This window comes from Pseudomonas sp. 32A, from assembly GCF_052682255.1.
Genome location: NZ_JBQYLY010000001.1, coordinates 3,614,971 through 3,633,093, shown reverse-complemented (window position 1 = coordinate 3,633,093; position 18,123 = coordinate 3,614,971). Strand labels below are relative to the sequence as shown.

General features: G+C 61.5%; 14 protein-coding genes and 1 pseudogene. 8 read left to right on the top strand and 7 right to left on the bottom strand.

Annotation, left to right across the window (positions count from 1 at the left end; all coding sequences use genetic code 11):
• Window position 1: 1 nt before the first annotated feature.
• Window positions 2–2,116 carry a mechanosensitive ion channel family protein gene (locus ACUN0G_RS16620; protein ID WP_445573838.1) on the bottom strand — a complete coding sequence of 705 codons (2,115 nt, stop codon included), beginning with the start codon at window positions 2,114–2,116 and terminating at the stop codon, window positions 2–4.
• Window positions 2,117–2,293: 177 nt separating this feature from the next.
• Here ACUN0G_RS16620 and ACUN0G_RS16615 point away from each other — a divergent pair, with 177 nt between their 5' ends.
• The 5 genes and pseudogenes from ACUN0G_RS16615 (at window position 2,294) to ACUN0G_RS16595 (ending at window position 7,660) form a co-directional block, all read left to right on the top strand.
• Window positions 2,294–3,496, top strand: coding sequence for an MFS transporter (locus tag ACUN0G_RS16615; RefSeq protein ID WP_258342402.1), 1,203 nt, complete (start codon window positions 2,294–2,296; stop codon window positions 3,494–3,496).
• 213 nt (window positions 3,497–3,709) lie between these two features.
• The gene (locus ACUN0G_RS16610) at window positions 3,710–4,636 is read left to right on the top strand and encodes a DUF72 domain-containing protein (protein ID WP_445573837.1); all 927 of its coding nucleotides are present in this window, start codon (window positions 3,710–3,712) and stop codon (window positions 4,634–4,636) included.
• Window positions 4,633–5,409 (top strand): endonuclease/exonuclease/phosphatase family protein, encoded by a 777-nt coding sequence (locus ACUN0G_RS16605; RefSeq protein ID WP_404607345.1) that lies wholly within the window; start codon window positions 4,633–4,635, stop codon window positions 5,407–5,409. Before ACUN0G_RS16610 ends, ACUN0G_RS16605 begins: the two co-directional genes overlap by 4 nt.
• Window positions 5,406–6,702, top strand: a pseudogene (gene clsB, locus ACUN0G_RS16600) (cardiolipin synthase ClsB). The gene ACUN0G_RS16605 and the pseudogene clsB overlap by 4 nt, the downstream one beginning before the upstream one ends.
• Window positions 6,680–7,660, top strand: a complete 981-nt coding sequence (locus ACUN0G_RS16595; RefSeq protein ID WP_445573836.1) for a lysylphosphatidylglycerol synthase domain-containing protein — start codon at window positions 6,680–6,682, stop codon at window positions 7,658–7,660. The pseudogene clsB and the gene ACUN0G_RS16595 overlap by 23 nt, the downstream one beginning before the upstream one ends.
• On the opposite strand, the gene ACUN0G_RS16590 is transcribed toward ACUN0G_RS16595, so the two are convergent.
• The 3 genes from ACUN0G_RS16590 to ACUN0G_RS16580 form a co-directional block, all read right to left on the bottom strand.
• Window positions 7,647–8,399: an alpha/beta hydrolase family protein gene (locus tag ACUN0G_RS16590; RefSeq protein ID WP_258342408.1), complete on the bottom strand. Its 753-nt coding sequence runs from the start codon at window positions 8,397–8,399 to the stop codon at window positions 7,647–7,649. The two genes, ACUN0G_RS16595 and ACUN0G_RS16590, sit on opposite strands and share 14 nt — an antisense overlap.
• Window positions 8,389–9,498: a DUF3182 family protein gene (locus ACUN0G_RS16585; protein ID WP_445573835.1), complete on the bottom strand. Its 1,110-nt coding sequence runs from the start codon at window positions 9,496–9,498 to the stop codon at window positions 8,389–8,391. The genes ACUN0G_RS16590 and ACUN0G_RS16585 overlap by 11 nt, the downstream gene beginning before the upstream one ends.
• 171 nt (window positions 9,499–9,669) lie before the next feature.
• Window positions 9,670–10,650, bottom strand: a complete 981-nt coding sequence (locus ACUN0G_RS16580) for a GlxA family transcriptional regulator (RefSeq protein WP_445573834.1) — start codon at window positions 10,648–10,650, stop codon at window positions 9,670–9,672.
• 95 nt (window positions 10,651–10,745) lie between these two features.
• Here ACUN0G_RS16580 and ACUN0G_RS16575 point away from each other — a divergent pair, with 95 nt between their 5' ends.
• Window positions 10,746–11,297: a cysteine hydrolase family protein gene (locus ACUN0G_RS16575; RefSeq protein WP_445573833.1), complete on the top strand. Its 552-nt coding sequence runs from the start codon at window positions 10,746–10,748 to the stop codon at window positions 11,295–11,297.
• A gap of 13 nt (window positions 11,298–11,310) precedes the next feature.
• On the opposite strand, the gene tam is transcribed toward ACUN0G_RS16575, so the two are convergent.
• Entirely contained in the window at window positions 11,311–12,072 is a 762-nt protein-coding gene (gene tam, locus ACUN0G_RS16570) for a trans-aconitate 2-methyltransferase (protein ID WP_421524805.1), read from the bottom strand.
• Between the two features lie 103 nt (window positions 12,073–12,175).
• Here tam and ACUN0G_RS16565 point away from each other — a divergent pair, with 103 nt between their 5' ends.
• On the top strand, window positions 12,176–13,084 hold the full coding sequence (locus ACUN0G_RS16565; RefSeq protein ID WP_445573832.1) for a LysR family transcriptional regulator: 909 nt from the start codon (window positions 12,176–12,178) through the stop codon (window positions 13,082–13,084).
• A 90-nt stretch (window positions 13,085–13,174) separates the two neighbouring features.
• Here the strand turns inward: ACUN0G_RS16565 and ACUN0G_RS16560 are convergent, their stop codons facing one another.
• Together ACUN0G_RS16560 and ACUN0G_RS16555 are read right to left on the bottom strand one after the other, a co-directional pair.
• The gene (locus tag ACUN0G_RS16560; protein ID WP_003210042.1) at window positions 13,175–13,693 is read right to left on the bottom strand and encodes a single-stranded DNA-binding protein; all 519 of its coding nucleotides are present in this window, start codon (window positions 13,691–13,693) and stop codon (window positions 13,175–13,177) included.
• A 9-nt stretch (window positions 13,694–13,702) separates the two neighbouring features.
• A complete protein-coding gene (locus ACUN0G_RS16555) occupies window positions 13,703–15,097 on the bottom strand; it encodes an MFS transporter (RefSeq protein ID WP_003210044.1) in 1,395 nt (464 codons plus the stop codon).
• A 178-nt stretch (window positions 15,098–15,275) separates the two neighbouring features.
• Here ACUN0G_RS16555 and uvrA point away from each other — a divergent pair, with 178 nt between their 5' ends.
• Entirely contained in the window at window positions 15,276–18,110 is a 2,835-nt protein-coding gene (uvrA, locus tag ACUN0G_RS16550) for an excinuclease ABC subunit UvrA (protein ID WP_010174605.1), read from the top strand.
• Window positions 18,111–18,123 lie beyond the last annotated feature (13 nt).

The window sequence follows — 18,123 nt, the reverse complement described above, 5'->3', positions numbered from 1 at the left end:
ACTATTGGGTCCTCGGCTGCTCAGTCAGCACCACCGGCGAAGGCACCTCTTCCTCCGGCTCATCCACCTGCTGCCCAATCCGCTGCGGCACCATCACCTGCTGTGGATAAGTTTGCGCGAAGTGAACAAAGGCACAGTTATCCACAAGCTTTTTCAACCGCTGGTTAAATGCGCGGCTCACCGCATATTGCCCGCCCGACACCGTACGGAATTGCGCCGTCAGCACCACACCGTTGAGGTCCATCTTGTCGACGCCAAATATCTCCAGCGGCCCTTGCAGGTTGTACTTGAGGAACACGTCGTCGCGGATCGACTGCCCCGCCTCGCGGATCAACTCCACAGCCTTGTCGACGTCGGTGTCGTAGGTGAACTGCACCGAGAAGAACGCGTAGGCAAATTGCCGCGACTGGTTGGTAACCGCCTTGATCTGCCCGAACGGCACCGAATGCACAAACCCCTTGCCGTCCCGCAGGCGCAGGGTGCGGATGGTCAGGCCTTCGACGGTACCGGCGTGGCCAGAGTCGAGCACCACCCAGTCGCCGATCGACAGCGTGTCTTCGATGATGATGAACAGCCCGGTGATCACATCCTGCACCAGTTGCTGGGAGCCAAAACCAATGGCCAAACCCACCACCCCAGCACCCGCCAGCAGCGGTGCAACGTTGATCCCCAGGTTCGCCATGGTGGTGATCGCGCAGATCACCACCAGGATGATTTTCACCGCGTTGCGCAGCAGCGGCAGGATGGTTTTCACCCGCGTGCTGGGCTGGCGGCTGGAGCGTTTGTTGACCGGTGGTTTCAGCGCTTCCTGAATCGCGGTGTCGAGCACCACCCAGAACAGCCAGGTCACCAGCAGGATCAAACCGATACTGCTCAGGGAATCACTGATGGCCCGGCCGACGGAGTTGCGCTGGGCAAATTCAAATAACGAAACGCCCCAGATACGCCCGAGGATTTCGATAAAGGCGATGGCCATCACGATGCGCAACAGCGCGTGCAGCAGGCTGAGGAAACGCTCCTTGTAGGCGCTGCTGCGCTGGACCGCCACCGTGCTGCGGGACTGGAACAGGTGCTGCAATACCGTGCTGAGGAACACCGTGCCGATCAGCAGAATCGTGGTGAACAGTGCGCAGCGCAGGGCTTTCTGGCTGTCGTCGCCGGCGCCGATCAGGTTGATCGCCGACACCAGCACCATTAACAGAATCGGCCAATACCACAGGCCGGAAAACACCCGCAGGGATTGCTGCACCGCCGGGTGTTTCAAGCGCTGGGTCAGGGGCCGGTTGCGGATCAAATGCGCCACAGGACGGCGCAGGCGAATCACCAGCATGCCGAAAATCACCGAGGCAAACAGCCCGGTGAAAATCGCCACGCTGGCGGTGATATTGCCCCCCAATTGGCGGGCGATCTGCGGGCTGGTCAGCGCATCGCTGAGGGCCGCAAGGAAGCCGATCAGGAACAGCGGCTTGGGGCAGTAGTCACGAATAATCTGCACCGCCGGGCGCTTGTGGCCGACGTTGAACATGACGATCACGCACAGCAGCATCGAGGTCGAAAAAATACCGCTGCTGGTGGCGTAGGCAAAACACAGGGCCAGCGCACGGCCCACTGACGTGGGCAGGAAATGGCTGACGTAAAGCGTCAGTGGCAAACAGATCAAGGCCGGAATCGTGTAGGGAATGAGGTAGCCGAGCAACGCCTGGAGGCGCTGGCGCGGTGCGATATACCGCTGCAGGCTCAGGCGCTTGACGATAAGGCGCCCAAGCAGGGTCAGTGCGGCGAAGGCGCCGATCCACACCCCGGACAACAACAGGAAATCCCCCGCCACACTCCACGAGGAACGTTCGGACGGCTGGTTGACCAGCTTGTCCACTTCATCCGCCGCCCGATCGGCCCGCAGGCGCCAGGCGTCCACCAGGCTCTGGTTGAGGTCGAGTTTGTCCTGCACATGATCGATGCTGGAGCTGATGGCGCCGAGCAGGCCGCCTTCTACCAACAGTTCCGGCGTGGCCGGGGCGGCAGGCGCTGGAGCCGCGGGGGCGGTGGCCGCTTGCAGCGCGCCACTGCCGCAAAACAGCAGCGTGCCGAGCAGTAGCACAGTCTTTAAATTCAACAAAACACCGGGCTCCTTCAGAAGGGTCTGTAAGGAACTGACGGGTTTGAGGCCGGATCGTTCCCCCAGTACGTCGATCCGTGCGTTCCAGGCAAATATCAAATGCCAATACCTGTCTTTTTCCGCACAAGCCAACACCCGAGACTGCGCTCCTGATTGAAACCCACGGGAGTTGCAGCCATGCCCATTGCCTTGCTCGCGCTGACCCTCAGCGCTTTTGCCATCGGGACGACCGAGTTCGTCATCGTTGGCCTGTTACCCACCATCGGCGCCGACCTTGGCGTCAGCCTGCCGTCTGCCGGCCTGCTGGTCAGCCTCTACGCCCTGGGCGTGGCCATCGGCGCGCCGGTGCTCACCGCCCTGACCGGCAAAGTGCCACGCAAACTGCTGCTGTTGTCGCTGATGGTGCTGTTCACCCTCGGCAACCTGCTGGCCTGGCAAGCGCCGAGCTATGAATCCCTGGTACTGGCGCGGATCGTCACCGGTCTGGCCCACGGGGTGTTCTTCTCGATTGGCTCGACCATCGCCACCAGCCTGGTGCCCAAGGAAAAAGCCGCCAGTGCGATTGCCATCATGTTTACCGGCCTGACCGTCGCGTTGGTGACCGGTGTGCCGCTGGGGACATTTATCGGCCAGCACTTCGGCTGGCGTGAAACCTTCCTCGCCGTCTCGGCCCTGGGTCTGATCGCGTTTATCGGCAGCCTGCTCTACGTGCCGAACAACATCGCTCACAACAAACCCGCGTCGCTGTTGCAGCAACTGCAAGTGTTGAAACAACCACGGCTGCTGCTGGTGTACGCCATGACAGCGGTGGGTTACGGCGGCTCGTTCATCGCCTTCACCTACCTGGCGCCGATCCTTCAGGACATCTCCGGGTTCAGCGCCGGCACCGTGAGCCTGGTGCTGCTGGTGTACGGCATCTCGGTGGCCGTCGGTAACATCTGGGGCGGCAAACTGGCGGACAAACGCGGCCCGATCAGTGCCCTGAAAATCATCTTCGCCCTGCTCGCTGTTGTGTTGTTTGTATTGACCATGACCGCAAGCAACCCATGGCTGGCCTTGGCCACGGTGCTGGTGTGGGGCGCGGTCGCCTTCGGCAACGTGCCGGGCTTGCAGGTGTACGTGGTGCGCCAGGCGGAACATCACACGCCGAACGCGGTGGACGTGGCCTCGGGCCTGAACATTGCGGCGTTCAACCTGGGGATCGCCGGCGGTGCGTGGGCCGGTGGTTTGATCGTCGCTCACATGGGCTTGATCCACACGGCGTGGATTGGCGGTTCGGTGGTGCTGGTGGCCCTGGCGCTGACGGCCTGGAGCGGGCGCCTTGACCGGTTGGGGCCGGTGTATGCCGAGAGTTCGACCCGGGTGGTTGGCGGGCACTGATCCCGCAGCGATAAAGAACCCCATGTGGGAGCGGGCTTGCTCGCGAAAGCGGTGTGTCAGTCAACAGAGATATCGACTGACCCACCGTCTTCGCGAGCAAGCCCGCTCCCACATTTTGTGAAGTGCCGTCTGTAGGAACGTCGAAACTTTCTGCCGATCCTCACAGTCATCCAAAAACTGAGGTCATCACACAGTTAACCCACGGGAGTCATCATGGCCGCGATTCATATCGGCATTTCCGGCTGGCGCTACACGCCCTGGCGGGGGGATTTCTACCCCGAGGGCCTGACCCAGAAGCGCGAGCTGCAGTTTGCCTCACGGGCGGTCAACAGCATCGAGATCAATGGCTCGTTCTACGCGCTGCAAACACCCAAGCGCTACGCCGAGTGGTATGGCGACGCGCCCGAAGGGTTTGTGTTCAGCGTCAAGGCGCCGCGCTATATCACCCATATCCTGCGGTTGCGGGAGGTACACAAGCCGATGGCGAATTTCTTCGCCTCCGGTGTACTGGAACTCAAGGAAAAACTCGGGCCGATTCTCTGGCAGTTCCCACCCAGTTTCAAATTCGACCCGCCGTTGTTTGAAGCCTTCCTCGCCGAATTACCCACCACGACCCAACAGGCCGCCGCCCTCGCCCGCGAGCATGAGCCGCGCCTGAACGGCAAGGCGAGCATGCAGGCCCACGGTAAAAAGCCGCTGCGACACGCGGTGGAGATTCGCCATAAGAGTTTTGCGGTGCCGGAGTTTGTCGAAATGCTCGACAAGTATGGCGTGGCCCTGGTGGTGGCAGACACGGCCGGCAAGTGGCCCTATCTGGAAGATGTCACGGCGAACTTTGTCTATCTGCGGTTGCATGGGGACAAAGCGTTGTATGCCAGCGGCTATACGTCCGAAGCGATCAAGCGCTGGGGAGATCGCATCGAACGCTGGAGCCACGGCAAACAACCCGCCGATGCACAGTTGATCGACCCGAAGCACAAACCCCGCGCCCGCAAGCAGCGCGAGGTGTTTTGCTACTTCGATAACGACATCAAGGTGCGCGCGCCCTTCGACGCGCACCAATTGCTCCAGCGTTTTGGCCTGGACCAGGCATTGGCCACCGAGCCCGGCAAGTTGCCGGACACGGGGGTGCTGCCATGACCCATCCGGAGCTGATGCCGATCACGCCCACCGAAACCATCACCCGCTTCAGGGTGCTGACGGTCAATACCCACAAGGGCTTCACCGCGCTCAACCGGCGCTTCATCTTGCCCGAGTTGCGGGAGGCGATTCGCAGTGTGGCCGCCGACGTGGTGTTCCTTCAGGAAATCCATGGCACCCACGAGCGCCATCCCAAGCGCTACAGCAACTGGCCGAGCATGCCGCAGTACGAGTTCCTTGCCGACAGCATCTGGCCGCAATATGCCTATGGGCGTAATGCGGTGTATCCCCATGGCGACCACGGCAACGCGTTGCTGTCGAAATTCCAGATCATCCGCTACGACAACCTCGACATTTCCCAGAGCGGCCACGAAAGCCGCGGGCTGCTGCATTGCGTGCTGCGTTTGCCGGGCAACGTGCAGGAGGTGCATGCCATCTGCGTGCACCTCGGGTTGCGGGAAGTGCATCGCCAGCAGCAGTTGCGCCTGATCACGCAGCGGATCGCCGAGATTCCCGCCGACGCGCCGGTGATTGTCGCCGGTGACTTCAACGACTGGCGCCAGCGGGCCGATCTCGCCCACTGCGGGCTGCGGGAAGTATTTATCGAAACCCACGGCAAACCGGCCCGCACGTTCCCCGCTCGCCTGCCGCTGCTGCCGCTGGACCGCATCTATGTGCGCAACCTCAAGGTGCATCAGCCACAAGTCCTGACCAGCCGCCCATGGTCGCATTTGTCGGACCACGCGCCGCTCTCGGTGGAGATTGAACTATGAACAGCGCGCCGCTGGAAAAGGTCGCGGTAGAACACATCGCGACCGACCAACCGCCGGACGATGCCGTCGCCCGGGACCTGGATTACGGCTGGCAGAGCGGCAACCAGATTGAATTGCTGGAGAACGGCGAGGCGTACTTTCCCAAGGTGTTCGAGGCGATGCGCCAGGCTCAGCGGGAGATCCTGCTGGAGACCTTTATTCTGTTTGAAGACAAGGTCGGTCACGAGCTGAAAGGCATTTTGATCGAGGCCGCGCAGCGTGGCGTAAAGGTCGTCGCCAGCCTTGATGGCTTCGGTTGCGGCGAGCTGAGCCCAGGATTTCTTAGTGAGCTTAGCCAGGCCGGCGTAACCGTGCAGATGTTCGACCCGGCGAGCAAGACTCTGGGCTTTCGCACCAACTGGTTTCGCCGTCTGCACCGCAAGATTGTGGTGGTGGACGCCAGCGCGGCGTTTATCGGCGGGATCAATTTTTCTGCGGATCACCTGGGATTTCGGCCCCGAGGCCAAGCAGGATTATGCAGTACAGGTCAATGGCCCGGCTGTCGCCGACCTGCACCATTTCGCCCTCGCCCAAAGTGGCCGACGCGTGCGCAAACGCCGTGGCTGGCGGCGCGAGCAACGGCCCTCGCCATGGGCCGCGGGTGACGGCGATGGGTTGGTGCGGTTGATTTACCGGGACAACCTGCAACACCGTACCGATATTGAAGAGGCCTACCTGCACGCGCTGCGCAAGGCCGAGCGGCGGGCGGTGATTGCCAACGCGTACTTCTTCCCCGGCTACCGCCTGCTGCGGGAAATTCGTAATGCCGCGCGGCGCGGTGTGCAGGTGCAATTGATCATGCAGGGCCAACCGGATGTGCTGTTGGCCAAGCTGGCGGCACGCATGCTGTATGACTATTTGCTCAAGGAAGGCGTGGTGATCCACGAGTACTGCCAGCGCCCGCTGCACGGCAAGGTGGCGTTGGTGGATGAACAATGGAGCACGGTGGGTTCGAGCAATCTCGACCCGCTGAGCCTGGCGCTGAACCTTGAGGCCAATGTGCTGATTCGTGATCGTGGCTTCAATCAGCAACTGTTCGAGCGCCTGGAATATTTGAGTCAGAACCACTGCAAGACCATGCCGGAAAACCGCACGCCTCGTGGCTGGTTCTGGCGAGTGACCGTGGGCTTCGTCGTGTTCCATGTGCTGCGGCATTTTCCATCGTGGACCGGCTGGCTGCCGGCCCACAAGCCGAGGTTGAAACCCTTCGTCCATGAGGAGCGCCCGGATCATGACCCAAGCTCGCACCGCTGAAGAAAGCCCTCAACCCGGTTTTTTTAAACGCTGGAAAAAACCGCTGACGGTGGTGTTTTTCCTGGTGCTGATCGTGTTGTTCACCCTGCTCGCCCGGCGTATCGACTGGAGCGAGGTGTTCGACACCCTTGGGGATTTCAAGCTTCGCACCTTGCTTATCGCCGGCGCGCTGACCGTGTGCAGCTTCGTGGTGTATTCGTGCTTTGACCTGATCGGCCGCACCTACATCCGCCAGCCTTTGCGCTGGAAGCAGATCCTGCCGGTGGGCATCATCAGCTACGCCTTCAACCTCAACCTGAGCGCCTGGGTCGGTGGTATCGCCATGCGCTACCGCCTGTATTCCCGACTCGGGGTGAGCAGCGGGAATATCGCAAAAATTCTCGGCTTGAGCCTGGCCACCAATTGGTTTGGCTACATGGCGATTGCCGGCGCGGTATTCAGCAGCGGGCTGGTGACATTGCCGCCGGAGTGGAAGCTCAGCAGCGGCGCGCTGCAAGGCGTCGGTGTGTTGCTGGTACTGGCGAGCCTGGGTTATCTGCTGGCCTGTCGCTTGTCGAAAAAGCGCGCGTGGTCGGTGCGCGGGATTGAAATCAGCCTGCCGTCGCTGCGCATGGCAGTGTTGCAGCTGGCACTCGGTGCGCTGAACTGGTCGCTGATGGCGGCGGTGATCTTCACGCTGCTGCCCAAGCAGCTGGAATACCCGGTAGTGCTTGGGGTGTTGCTGATCAGCAGCATTGCCGGAGTGGTCACACACATCCCGGCGGGGCTTGGAGTGCTGGAGGCTGTCTTCATTGCCTTGCTGCAGCACGAAGCGTCCCGCGGCAGCCTGCTCGCGGGGTTGATCGCCTACCGCGCGATCTACTTCATCCTGCCGCTGCTGGTGGCCCTGGTGATGTACCTCGCGGTGGAAGCCAAGGCCAAGGCGCTGCGGGTGAAGAAGACGCCTACGACTGGATGATGCTCAAGCGTTCGCCCACCACCATCTCGGTGATCCAGTCCACCAGGATCGAGGTGTAGGCCTGCTGGGACACCGGGTCGCTCAGGGAGTGGTCCGCACCGTCGATAATCCGGTGGGTCAGCGAGTGCGTCTGCTGGCAGGCGGCGCGGTAGCTCATGATGGTGGCATGGGGCACGTGGTCATCCGTTTCGGATTCAACGATCAGCACATCACCGGTGAACGCCGCGCAGGCATGCAGCGCGCGATTGGTTTCGGCGTGCACAAAGGTCCCGCGATAATCCATCAAGTCGGCCTTGTCCAGGTCGCGCTTGGGCTTGAGCCATTCCTGGTCGCGGTACAACGCGGGCACCCGCAACGCCAGCCAGCGCACAGGGCGCAGCGAGGTGAGGATGGCGGCCAGGTAGCCGCCGTAGCTGGTGCCGACCACCGCCACCGCCGAGGTGTCGATGGCCGGGTGTGCCAGCAAGCGGTCATAGGCTGCGAGCAGGTCCCGCAGGTTGTCTTCCCGGGTAACGCGGGATAACGGAATGCCGTTGCCGGCGTGGCCGCGAAGGTCGAATGTGAGGCATACACAACCGAGCCCGGCGATGCCTTTGGCGCGCTCCAAGTCACGCTCCTGGCTGCCGCCCCAGCCGTGAACAAACAACACCCCCGGGACTTTCGATTTGGGACTGAGGAAGGTCCCGCTCATCTGTTCGTCGTCGATATCAATGGCAATGGTTTCGCTTCTAGCCGTCATAAGATTTGACCGTTACGTACTTGAGAAGAAAGTCGCTGTTTTCTGCCGGGCCGCGATACACCTCGATCGCGTCAGCGGGCAGTGGCTGGTCGACGTAGGTTTCTACCGACGAGACGTGAATTGCCCGCAGCCCGGGGTTGTTGACGAAGCTCTGCAGCGCCGCGACTTCCGCGCTGCTGGCCCCGCCCATGCGCCAGGACTGCTCAAGCACGCCACTGCGGCGCTGGCCGTTGCTGTCGAGGCCTTGGGCGATGTCGTAATTGCGCCGCGAGGCATAGAACCCGGGATAGGCCTCATCGGCCGCGTTATCGAAGGTCTGCGCCTGCTGGATAGCCAGGCGTACATCGTCGGGCAGCTCGAGCTGGAGCAGGTCCTCGTAGTAGCCCTGCACCACCAGCAGGTTAGAACCACCATAGACCTCTTCGCCCTGCCCGTCCCGGGTCAGGTATTGATCACCGCAGTAGCTGATGACGTGATCGCCGATAAAGCTCTGGCCGACACTGTGGGTGACCACGTCACTCAGGTCCTGCTCCAGCACCACGCCTTCACTGAACAATTGCGCTGCGTCGGGGCGCGCGAGGATGGCGTCGAATTCGTCGAGGCTGCGGATCACTTCCTGGCCGCGACCGGCGCAGGCATGCACGGGCTTGAGGCGGATCGGGCCGGTGTAGAGCAAATGGGTCGCCGCCGGTCGTGCATCTTCCAGGGAGTGCACGCTCAAGCCATCCAGTACCACATTACGAACGCGCTCGGAGAACAGTGGTGACCAGCCCTCGGGCGCAACCGCGTTTTTATTCAGCAAGCCGTGGCTGATGGCCTTGGTGCAGATGAAATCGTGGTCGACATAGCCGCCCCACAAATCCTCTGGTCCTTTGACACCCAACTGCCGCGCCTGGGCCGCGCCGACCAGCGTCTGGGTGGGCAATAGATAGAGGTCGCGCCCACTGTGCAGCTCAGGGCTATAGCTGCCGCCATATTTGAGGCCGAGGACGTGCGCCAGCCAACGGGCCAGCGCGCGGTTGGTTTCCACTTCGTGCAAGGGCGCTTGCGGACGGATTGAATGCGCCACCACGATTTTTTTGCGATTTGTCGGGGTCATGCGTCCCCCTTGGCTCTGCTGCCATGTGTGTAAGGAAACGGTAGCAGGGATCACGCCAAGGCGGCGTTTGTTTAAACGCGCGGGTAATCAAACAGTTGCGGGAAAAGCGATAGCACTTGGCCTGTTTTATTCTGCACGAAGTGATCCCGGTGTCGCGGTTTTCTGCACGATTCAGGCTTGGGCCTTGGTTGGGGTTACGCCGAAACGGCTGCGGTAGTCGCTTGGCGCCAGCCCGGTGATTTTCTTGAAGGTGGCGCGGAAGGCGCCGGGGTCCTGGTAACCCACGGTCCAGGCAATGTGATCGATGGTGCCGTTGGTGAACTCCAGCATCTGCCGCGCCTTGCCCACTCGCAGGTGCTGGCAGTATTCGGTGGGTTTCAACCCCGTAGCGGCGCGGAACCGTCGCAGGAAGGTGCGCTCCTCAAGTCCCGCCTCTAGCGCCATGGCAGCCAACGAAACATCCACCGCACCGCTGGCCTGCAGCCAATGCTGCACCTTGAGAATCGCAGCGTCGCCATGGGCGAGAATCGGCGCAAAGTTACTCCCGCATTCACTGGCGCTGTCGCTGTGTTCGATCACCAGGAAACGCGCAGTGCTGGCAGCGATGCTCGGGCCGAGCAGACGGTCCACCAGGCGCAGGCCCAGTTCGGACCAGGCCATGAGGCCGGCGGTGGTGATCAGGTCGCCGTCGTCGACGATGGGTTTGTCGGCTTCCAGGCGAATCGCCGGATAACGGGCGGCGAAGGATTTGGCCGATGTCCAGTGCGTGGTGGCGCTGCGACCGTCCAACAGGCCGCTCTCCGCCATCAGGATCGAGCCCACGCACACGCCGCCCAGAATGGTCCCGGTGCGGTGTTGCTGGCGCAGCCAATCCAGCAATTCAGCGGACGCCTGGCCTTCGGAAAAACCGGCGATGGAGGGTGGAATCAGCAAGGCTGTCAGTGCCTGACCGGAGCGGGGCTGGCTGTCGAACACACGGGTCGGCGCATGACCTGTTTCAGCCTGCCAATGGCTGATGCGCAGGGACGGCAGTTGCTCGGACTGATGCTCGGCCGCAATCCGGTTGGCGACCGCGAACAGGTCGGTCAAGCCATGCACGGCGGCCATTTGCGCACCGCTGTAGATCAGCACGCCGAGCTCGACGATCGCCATTGTCAGTTTTCCCTCTGTTATTGTCGGTGCGGCCAATCCCCAGGCGCCGCGCCAGCCAGGATACTGGACGCATCAACCCTCACAAGGAAACCAACATGGCCAAGCAAGCACTCATCCTAATCGATATCCAGAACGACTACTTCCCCCAGGGCAAGTGGCCGCTTGACGGAGTGGACGCAGCGGCGGACAAGGCACAACAAGTGCTCCAGGCGTTTCGCCAGGCCGGCGATGCGGTAATCCATGTACGTCACGAATTCACCTCCGACGATGCCCCCTTCTTCACCCCGGGTTCGGAAGGTGCGCATCTGCACTCCAAGGTGTTGAACCAGGCCGATGAGCCGGTGGTGCTCAAGCATTTCGTCAATGCGTTCCGCGAAACCAACCTGCGGGCGCTGCTGGAACAACGCAGCATCACCGAGTTGGTGGTGGTGGGCAGCATGAGCCATATGTGCATCGACGGCGTGGTGCGCGCCGCGTCAGACCTGGGCTACAGCGTGACGGTGATCCACGATGCCTGCGCGACGCGGGACCTGGAATTCAATGGCACCACCGTGCCGGCAGCCCAGGTGCATGCTGCGTTTATGTCGTCGTTGGGGTTTGCTTATGCGAGCGTAGTGTCGGCGGAACAGTTCTTGTCCGCCGATTGATCGCCCCCCGCTCTTACCGGGTAGCAATGATGAACAAGCGCGGGAACGGCAGCAACACAGTGCCGTCGGCCAGCGCTGGATAAGCCTTGGTGATCCGCGCCAGGTATTCGTCGAGGAAGGCGCTCTTTTCTGACTCGCTCAGAGGCGCCAGGAACGGGCGCAATGCCGAGCCTTTGAACCACTCCACCACCGCAGCAGAACCTGCCAGCGGATGGTGGTAGGTGGTGCGCCAAACATCCACGGTGGAGCAGTGTTTGCTCAGCAGTTCAAAGTAGTAGCTCGCGGTATGGCGTGCGTTATGTTTCACCGCGCCGATCTTTGTGGCCCATGGGCCGTCCGCGGCGACTTCCCGCGCCAGCTTGTGGGCCGGTTCATCGAGGTTGTCGGGTGTCTGCACCGCCAGGGTGCCACCCGGCGTCAACTGGCTCACCAGGTGCGGATACAACGTGGCGTGATCGGGCAGCCATTGCAGCGACGCATTGGCGAGGATGACGTCGAATGTTTGCGCCGGGTTCCAGGCGCCGATATCAGCCAATTCGAAATTCAACGCGGGCAGGCGCTTACGGGCGTCGACCAGCATGTCATCGGAGCTGTCCATGCCGGTGACCACTGCCTGCGCAAAGCGCTCAGCCAGGACTTCAGTCGAGTTGCCCGGGCCGCATCCCAGGTCGACGGCGCTGCGCACATCGCCATCCGGGATGGCCGCCACCAGATCCCGGACGGGACGGGTGCGCTGTTGTTCGAACATCGAGTATTGCTTGGCTGACCAGGTCATTGCGGCGTTCCTTCTTCTGTGAGGAGTGACGACAGCCTAAATCTTGTGATCCATGAGAACAAATGCCAGGATTGACCCTCTCCCATACCTGAAAAGTATTCCTATGCTGGAGCTCAGGCAGCTCAAGGCCTTCGTCGCGATTGCCGAAGAAGGCTATATCACCCGTGCAGCAGAACGACTGGGCATGCAGCAACCGCCATTGACGCGATTGCTGCAAAGCCTGGAAGCCGAGTTGGGCGTGGTGCTGATGGAGCGCCTGCCACGGGGCGTGCGCCCGACCACTGCGGGCTTGGCCTTGCTGGAAGAGGCGCGACAGATCTTGGCCAGTGTCGATGGTGTGGCCGACATCGTGCGCCGCGCTGCCCGTGGTGAACGTGGACGCTTGGCGATTGGCTTCACCAGTTCTGCCGCCTTGCATCCATTTGTGCCCAGCGTATTGCGCCTGTTTCGGGAAACCTTTGTCGGTGTTTCTGTGGTTTTGGAAGAAGCCGGCACGGGTGAACTGCTGGACGCGCTGCTCCATGAAAAGCTCGACGCGGCATTTATCCGTTCGCCGCTGAGCGGGACGCAGGCGTTGCAGGATGAACCGATTCTGGTGGAGCCGATGTTGCTGGCGCTGCCCACTGATCACCCGCTGGCTATGGATCCGTCGACGCCGCTGCCGTTGGCGGCATTGGCCACCGAGGCGTTTGTGCTGTATCGCCGCCGGGTGGGACTTGGGTTGTATGACGCGATTCTGGTGGCGTGTCGCGAAGCAGGTTTCAGCCCGCAGGTTGTGCAAGAGGCGCCGCGCATGACGGCGACGTTGAGCCTGGTGGCTGCGGGGCTTGGGGTTTCGATTGTGCCCGCGTCCATGCAGCGGTTGCGAGGGGACGGGATTGTTTATCGGGAGCTGTCGGAGTGTCGGAGCCTGGTAGCGCCGTTGCATTTGGCAACGCGGGCGGGTGATACGTCGTCAGTGCTGGAGCGGTTTCGGGAGCTGGTGGTAAGCGCCGCCTCTGCTGATGTTTAGCCGGTTGCCAGCCATGAAATGAAAAACCCCCGAGGCAAAAGCCATCGGGGGTTTTCTGGTGTTACACGACAGTTCGGGTCTCAAGCGACCTTAGAACGGAATATCGTCATCAAAGCTGTCGAAGTCGGCTGCCGGCTGAGGAGCGGCCTGCTGTGGCGCTGGACGCGACTCACGCTGTGGCTGCTGGGTCGGCTGCGGACGGGACTGCTGCTGTGGACGCGGTGCCGAGTTGGACATGCCGCCCTGGCCCTGTTGGTCGCCCTGTGGACGGCCGCCCAGCAATTGCATGGTGCCTTGCATGTCGACCACGATTTCAGTGGTGTAACGCTTGATGCCGTCTTTTTCCCACTCGCGGGTTTGCAGCTTGCCTTCGATGTAGACCTGCGAACCTTTGCGCAGGTATTCACCGGCGATCTCTGCAACCTTGCCGAACATCGACACACGGTGCCATTCGGTTTTCTCGACCTTCTGGCCGGTTTGCTTGTCGGTCCACTGCTCGCTGGTCGCCAGACTCAGGTTGGTCACGGCGTTACCGTTCGGCAAGTAGCGAACTTCGGGATCCTGGCCGCATGTACCGACCAATATGACTTTGTTAACCCCACGGGCCATAACGTTCTCCTAGGCTGGGCGCGCTGTCGGCACTGGGTTGACCAGTTGCTCGAGCGTCGCGCGATCCAATAATTCGGTGTCCAATTTGATGTAGATGGCGGCTTCTTCAGTAACAACCACAGCATCCGTAACCCCAACAACGGCCTTAAGGCGCTCGACCAGACCGGCTTCGCGGATCGCTTCGGGCGATAACGGCAAGCGCAGGCTCGTCACATAGGGAGGTTCGCGCATGGTAACAGCAAAGGCTAGCCAGAGGGCAGCCAGACCTGCGCATCCCAGGAACACAACCGACAAACCGCCATGCTGGAACATCCAGCCGCCCATGATCCCGCCCAGTGCAGAACCGAGGAACTGGCTGGTGGAATACACGCCCATCGCCGTGCCTTTGCCGCCGGCCGGTGAAACCTTACTGATCAGCGAAGGCAATGAAGCCTCCAGCAGGTTGAACGCGGTGAAGAACACCACCGTGCCGATCACCAGCGCCCGCAGGCTGTCGCCGAACTGCCAGAAGAATAGCTCAGTGAGCATCAGTGTCGCGACGGCGCCCAGCAGAACTCGTTTCATTTTGCGTTTCTTCTCGCCGTAGATGATGAACGGGATCATGGCGAAGAAGGAAATCAGCAGGGCAGTCAGGTACACCCACCAGTGCTGCTCCTTGGGCAATCCGGCTTTTTGCACCAAGGCCAGGGGCAAGGCGACGAAGCTGCACATCAGCATCGCGTGTAACACGAAGATACCCAAATCCAGACGCAGCAGGTCCGGGTGCTTGAGGGTGGGCAACAGCGCTTGTTTCGCGACGCCCGACTCACGATGCTGCAGCGGCCCGGTGGAATGCGGCACCATAAAGGCAACGATCACGATGCCGAACAATGCCATGCCACCCGTCGCCAGGAACAGGCCGTGCAAGCCGAACGCGCGGGTCAGCAGCGGGCCAACCACCATTGCCACGGCGAACGAAAGACCAATGGTCATGCCGATCATGGCCATGGCCTTGGTGCGGTGTTGTTCGCGGGTCAGGTCGGAGAGCAGCGCCATGACGGCGGCGGAAATCGCGCCGGCGCCTTGCAGGACGCGTCCGGCGATCACGCCCCAGATCGAGTCGGCATTGGCCGCGAGCACACTGCCCAGGGCGAATACGATCAGGCCCAGGTAGATCACCGGCCGGCGGCCGATGCGGTCGGAAATGACCCCGAACGGAATCTGAAACAGCGCCTGGGTCAGGCCATAGGCGCCAATCGCCAGGCCGATCAGGGCCGGGGTCGCTCCTGCGAGATCCATTCCATAGGTCGCCAGCACCGGCAACACCATAAACATGCCAAGCATACGGAATGCGAACACCAGGGCCAGACCGCTTGCTGCGCGGGTCTCGCTGCCACTCATGCGTTCGCTGTGGGGATCGTGCATGGATAAACCTCGTGTGAACCGGCGGCGATTCTACCAGTCCCATCGATTGAGAGGGTATATGCGGCGCTTTGCCGCGCAGCTTTCATGTAAGGCTGCACCCGGCACTTTGACAGTGTATATTCATCCAGTCTTTAGCCGTATACTCCTGCATTATTTACGCCCGCCGTGCGAGGCCATCTTGGACAAGATCCTGATTCGTGGGGCTCGAACCCACAACCTGAAGAACATCGACCTGACCCTGCCACGGGACAAACTGATCGTCATCACCGGCTTGTCCGGGTCCGGCAAGTCGTCCCTGGCGTTTGACACGCTGTACGCCGAAGGCCAGCGCCGCTACGTGGAATCCCTGTCGGCCTATGCCCGCCAGTTCCTGTCGATGATGGAAAAGCCCGACGTCGACACCATTGAAGGCCTGTCGCCCGCGATTTCCATCGAACAGAAATCCACATCCCATAACCCACGCTCTACCGTGGGCACCATTACCGAGATCTACGACTACCTGCGCCTGCTGTATGCCCGCGTGGGTATCCCCCGTTGCCCGGACCACGACATTCCCCTGGAAGCCCAGACCGTCAGCCAGATGGTCGACCTGGTGCTGGCCCAGCCGGAAGGCGCCAAATTGATGCTGCTGGCACCGGTGATCCGCGAGCGCAAGGGTGAGCACCTTTCAGTCTTTGAAGAGCTGCGTGCGCAAGGTTTCGTGCGTGCCCGGATCAACGGCAAGCTCTATGAGCTGGACGAAGCGCCAAAGCTGGATAAGCAGAAGAAGCACTCGATTGATGTAGTGGTCGACCGCTTCAAGGTGCGTGCCGATTTGCAACAGCGCCTGGCGGAATCCTTCGAGACCGCGCTCAAGCTGGCGGACGGTATCGCCCTGGTAGCACCAATGGACGACGAGCCGGGGGAAGAAATCATCTTTTCCGCGCGCTTCGCCTGCCCGATCTGCGGCCATGCCATCAGCGAGCTGGAACCGAAGCTGTTTTCCTTCAACAACCCCGCCGGCGCCTGCCCGACCTGTGATGGCCTGGGGGTTAAGCAATTCTTCGACATCAAGCGCCTGGTCAATGGTGACCTCACACTGGCGGAAGGTGCGATACGCGGCTGGGACAGGCGTAACGTCTATTACTTCCAGATGCTGGGTTCGCTGGCGTCCCACTACAAGTTCAGCCTCGAAGTGCCCTTCAACGAGCTGACGGCCGAACACCAGAAATTCATCCTGCACGGCAGCGGTTCGCAGAACGTCGACTTCAAGTATTTGAATGACCGTGGCGATATCGTCAAACGCTCGCACCCGTTCGAAGGCATCGTGCCGAACCTGGAGCGGCGCTACCGCGAGACCGAATCCGCCAGCGTGCGCGAAGAACTGGCCAAGTTCCTCAGCACCCAGCCGTGCCCGGACTGCCGTGGCACGCGCCTGCGCCGTGAAGCGCGGCATGTGTGGGTCGGCGAGAAGACACTGCCGGCGGTAACCAACCTGCCGATTGGCGATGCCTGCGAATACTTCGGCACGCTGAAGCTGACGGGACGCCGCGGGGAGATTGCCGACAAGATCCTCAAGGAAATTCGTGAGCGGTTGCAGTTCCTGGTCAACGTGGGCCTGGACTACCTGTCGCTGGACCGCAGTGCCGATACGCTCTCCGGTGGTGAAGCCCAGCGGATTCGCTTGGCCAGCCAGATTGGCGCCGGTCTGGTGGGTGTGTTGTACATCCTCGATGAGCCATCCATTGGTTTGCATCAACGGGACAACGATCGCCTGCTGGGTACACTGAAGCACCTGCGGGACATCGGTAATACGGTGATCGTGGTTGAGCACGATGAAGATGCGATTCGTCTTGCGGACTACGTGGTCGACATCGGCCCGGGCGCGGGTGTGCACGGTGGGCATATTGTCGCCGAGGGCACGCCAGCAGAAGTGATGGCGCATCCTGACTCGCTGACCGGCAAATACTTGTCGGGCCGTGTGAAGATCGCCGTGCCGGCCAAACGTACGCCGCGCAACAAGAAGATGGCACTGCACCTCAAGGGCGCGCGTGGCAACAACTTGCGCAACGTTGATCTGGAGATTCCGCTGGGTCTGCTGACCTGCGTGACCGGTGTATCCGGTTCGGGCAAGTCGACGCTGATCAACAACACGTTGTTTCCGTTGAGCGCCACTGCACTGAACGGCGCGACGACTCTTGAAGCCGCCGCTCATGACAGCATCAAGGGTCTGGAACACCTGGATAAGGTGGTCGATATCGACCAAAGCCCGATTGGCCGCACACCGCGTTCCAACCCGGCCACCTACACAGGGTTGTTCACGCCGATTCGCGAGCTGTTCGCCGGCGTGCCGGAATCCCGCTCCCGCGGTTATGGACCTGGCCGGTTCTCGTTCAACGTCAAGGGCGGGCGCTGTGAGGCGTGCCAGGGCGATGGCTTGATCAAAGTTGAGATGCACTTCCTGCCGGATATCTACGTGCCGTGCGACGTGTGCAAGAGCAAGCGCTACAACCGCGAAACCCTGGAGATCAAGTACAAGGGCAAGAGCATCCACGAAACCCTCGAGATGACGATCGAGGAAGCCCGGGTGTTCTTTGACGCGGTACCGGCCCTGGCGCGCAAGCTGCAGACGCTGATGGATGTTGGCCTGTCGTACATCAAGCTGGGTCAGTCGGCGACGACGCTGTCGGGTGGCGAGGCGCAGCGGGTCAAGCTGTCCCGCGAACTGTCCAAGCGTGATACCGGCAAGACGCTGTACATCCTCGACGAGCCGACTACTGGGCTACACTTCGCGGATATCCAGCAATTGCTGGATGTGCTGCATCGCCTGCGTGACCACGGCAACACGGTGGTAGTGATCGAGCACAACCTGGATGTGATCAAGACGGCCGACTGGCTGGTGGACCTGGGGCCGGAAGGCGGTTCCAAAGGTGGGCAGATCATTGCGGTCGGCACCCCGGAGCAAGTCTCGGAGATGAAGCAGTCTCACACCGGCTTCTACCTCAAGCCTCTGCTGGCTCGCGACAAGGACTGATTGTTCAAGCCCA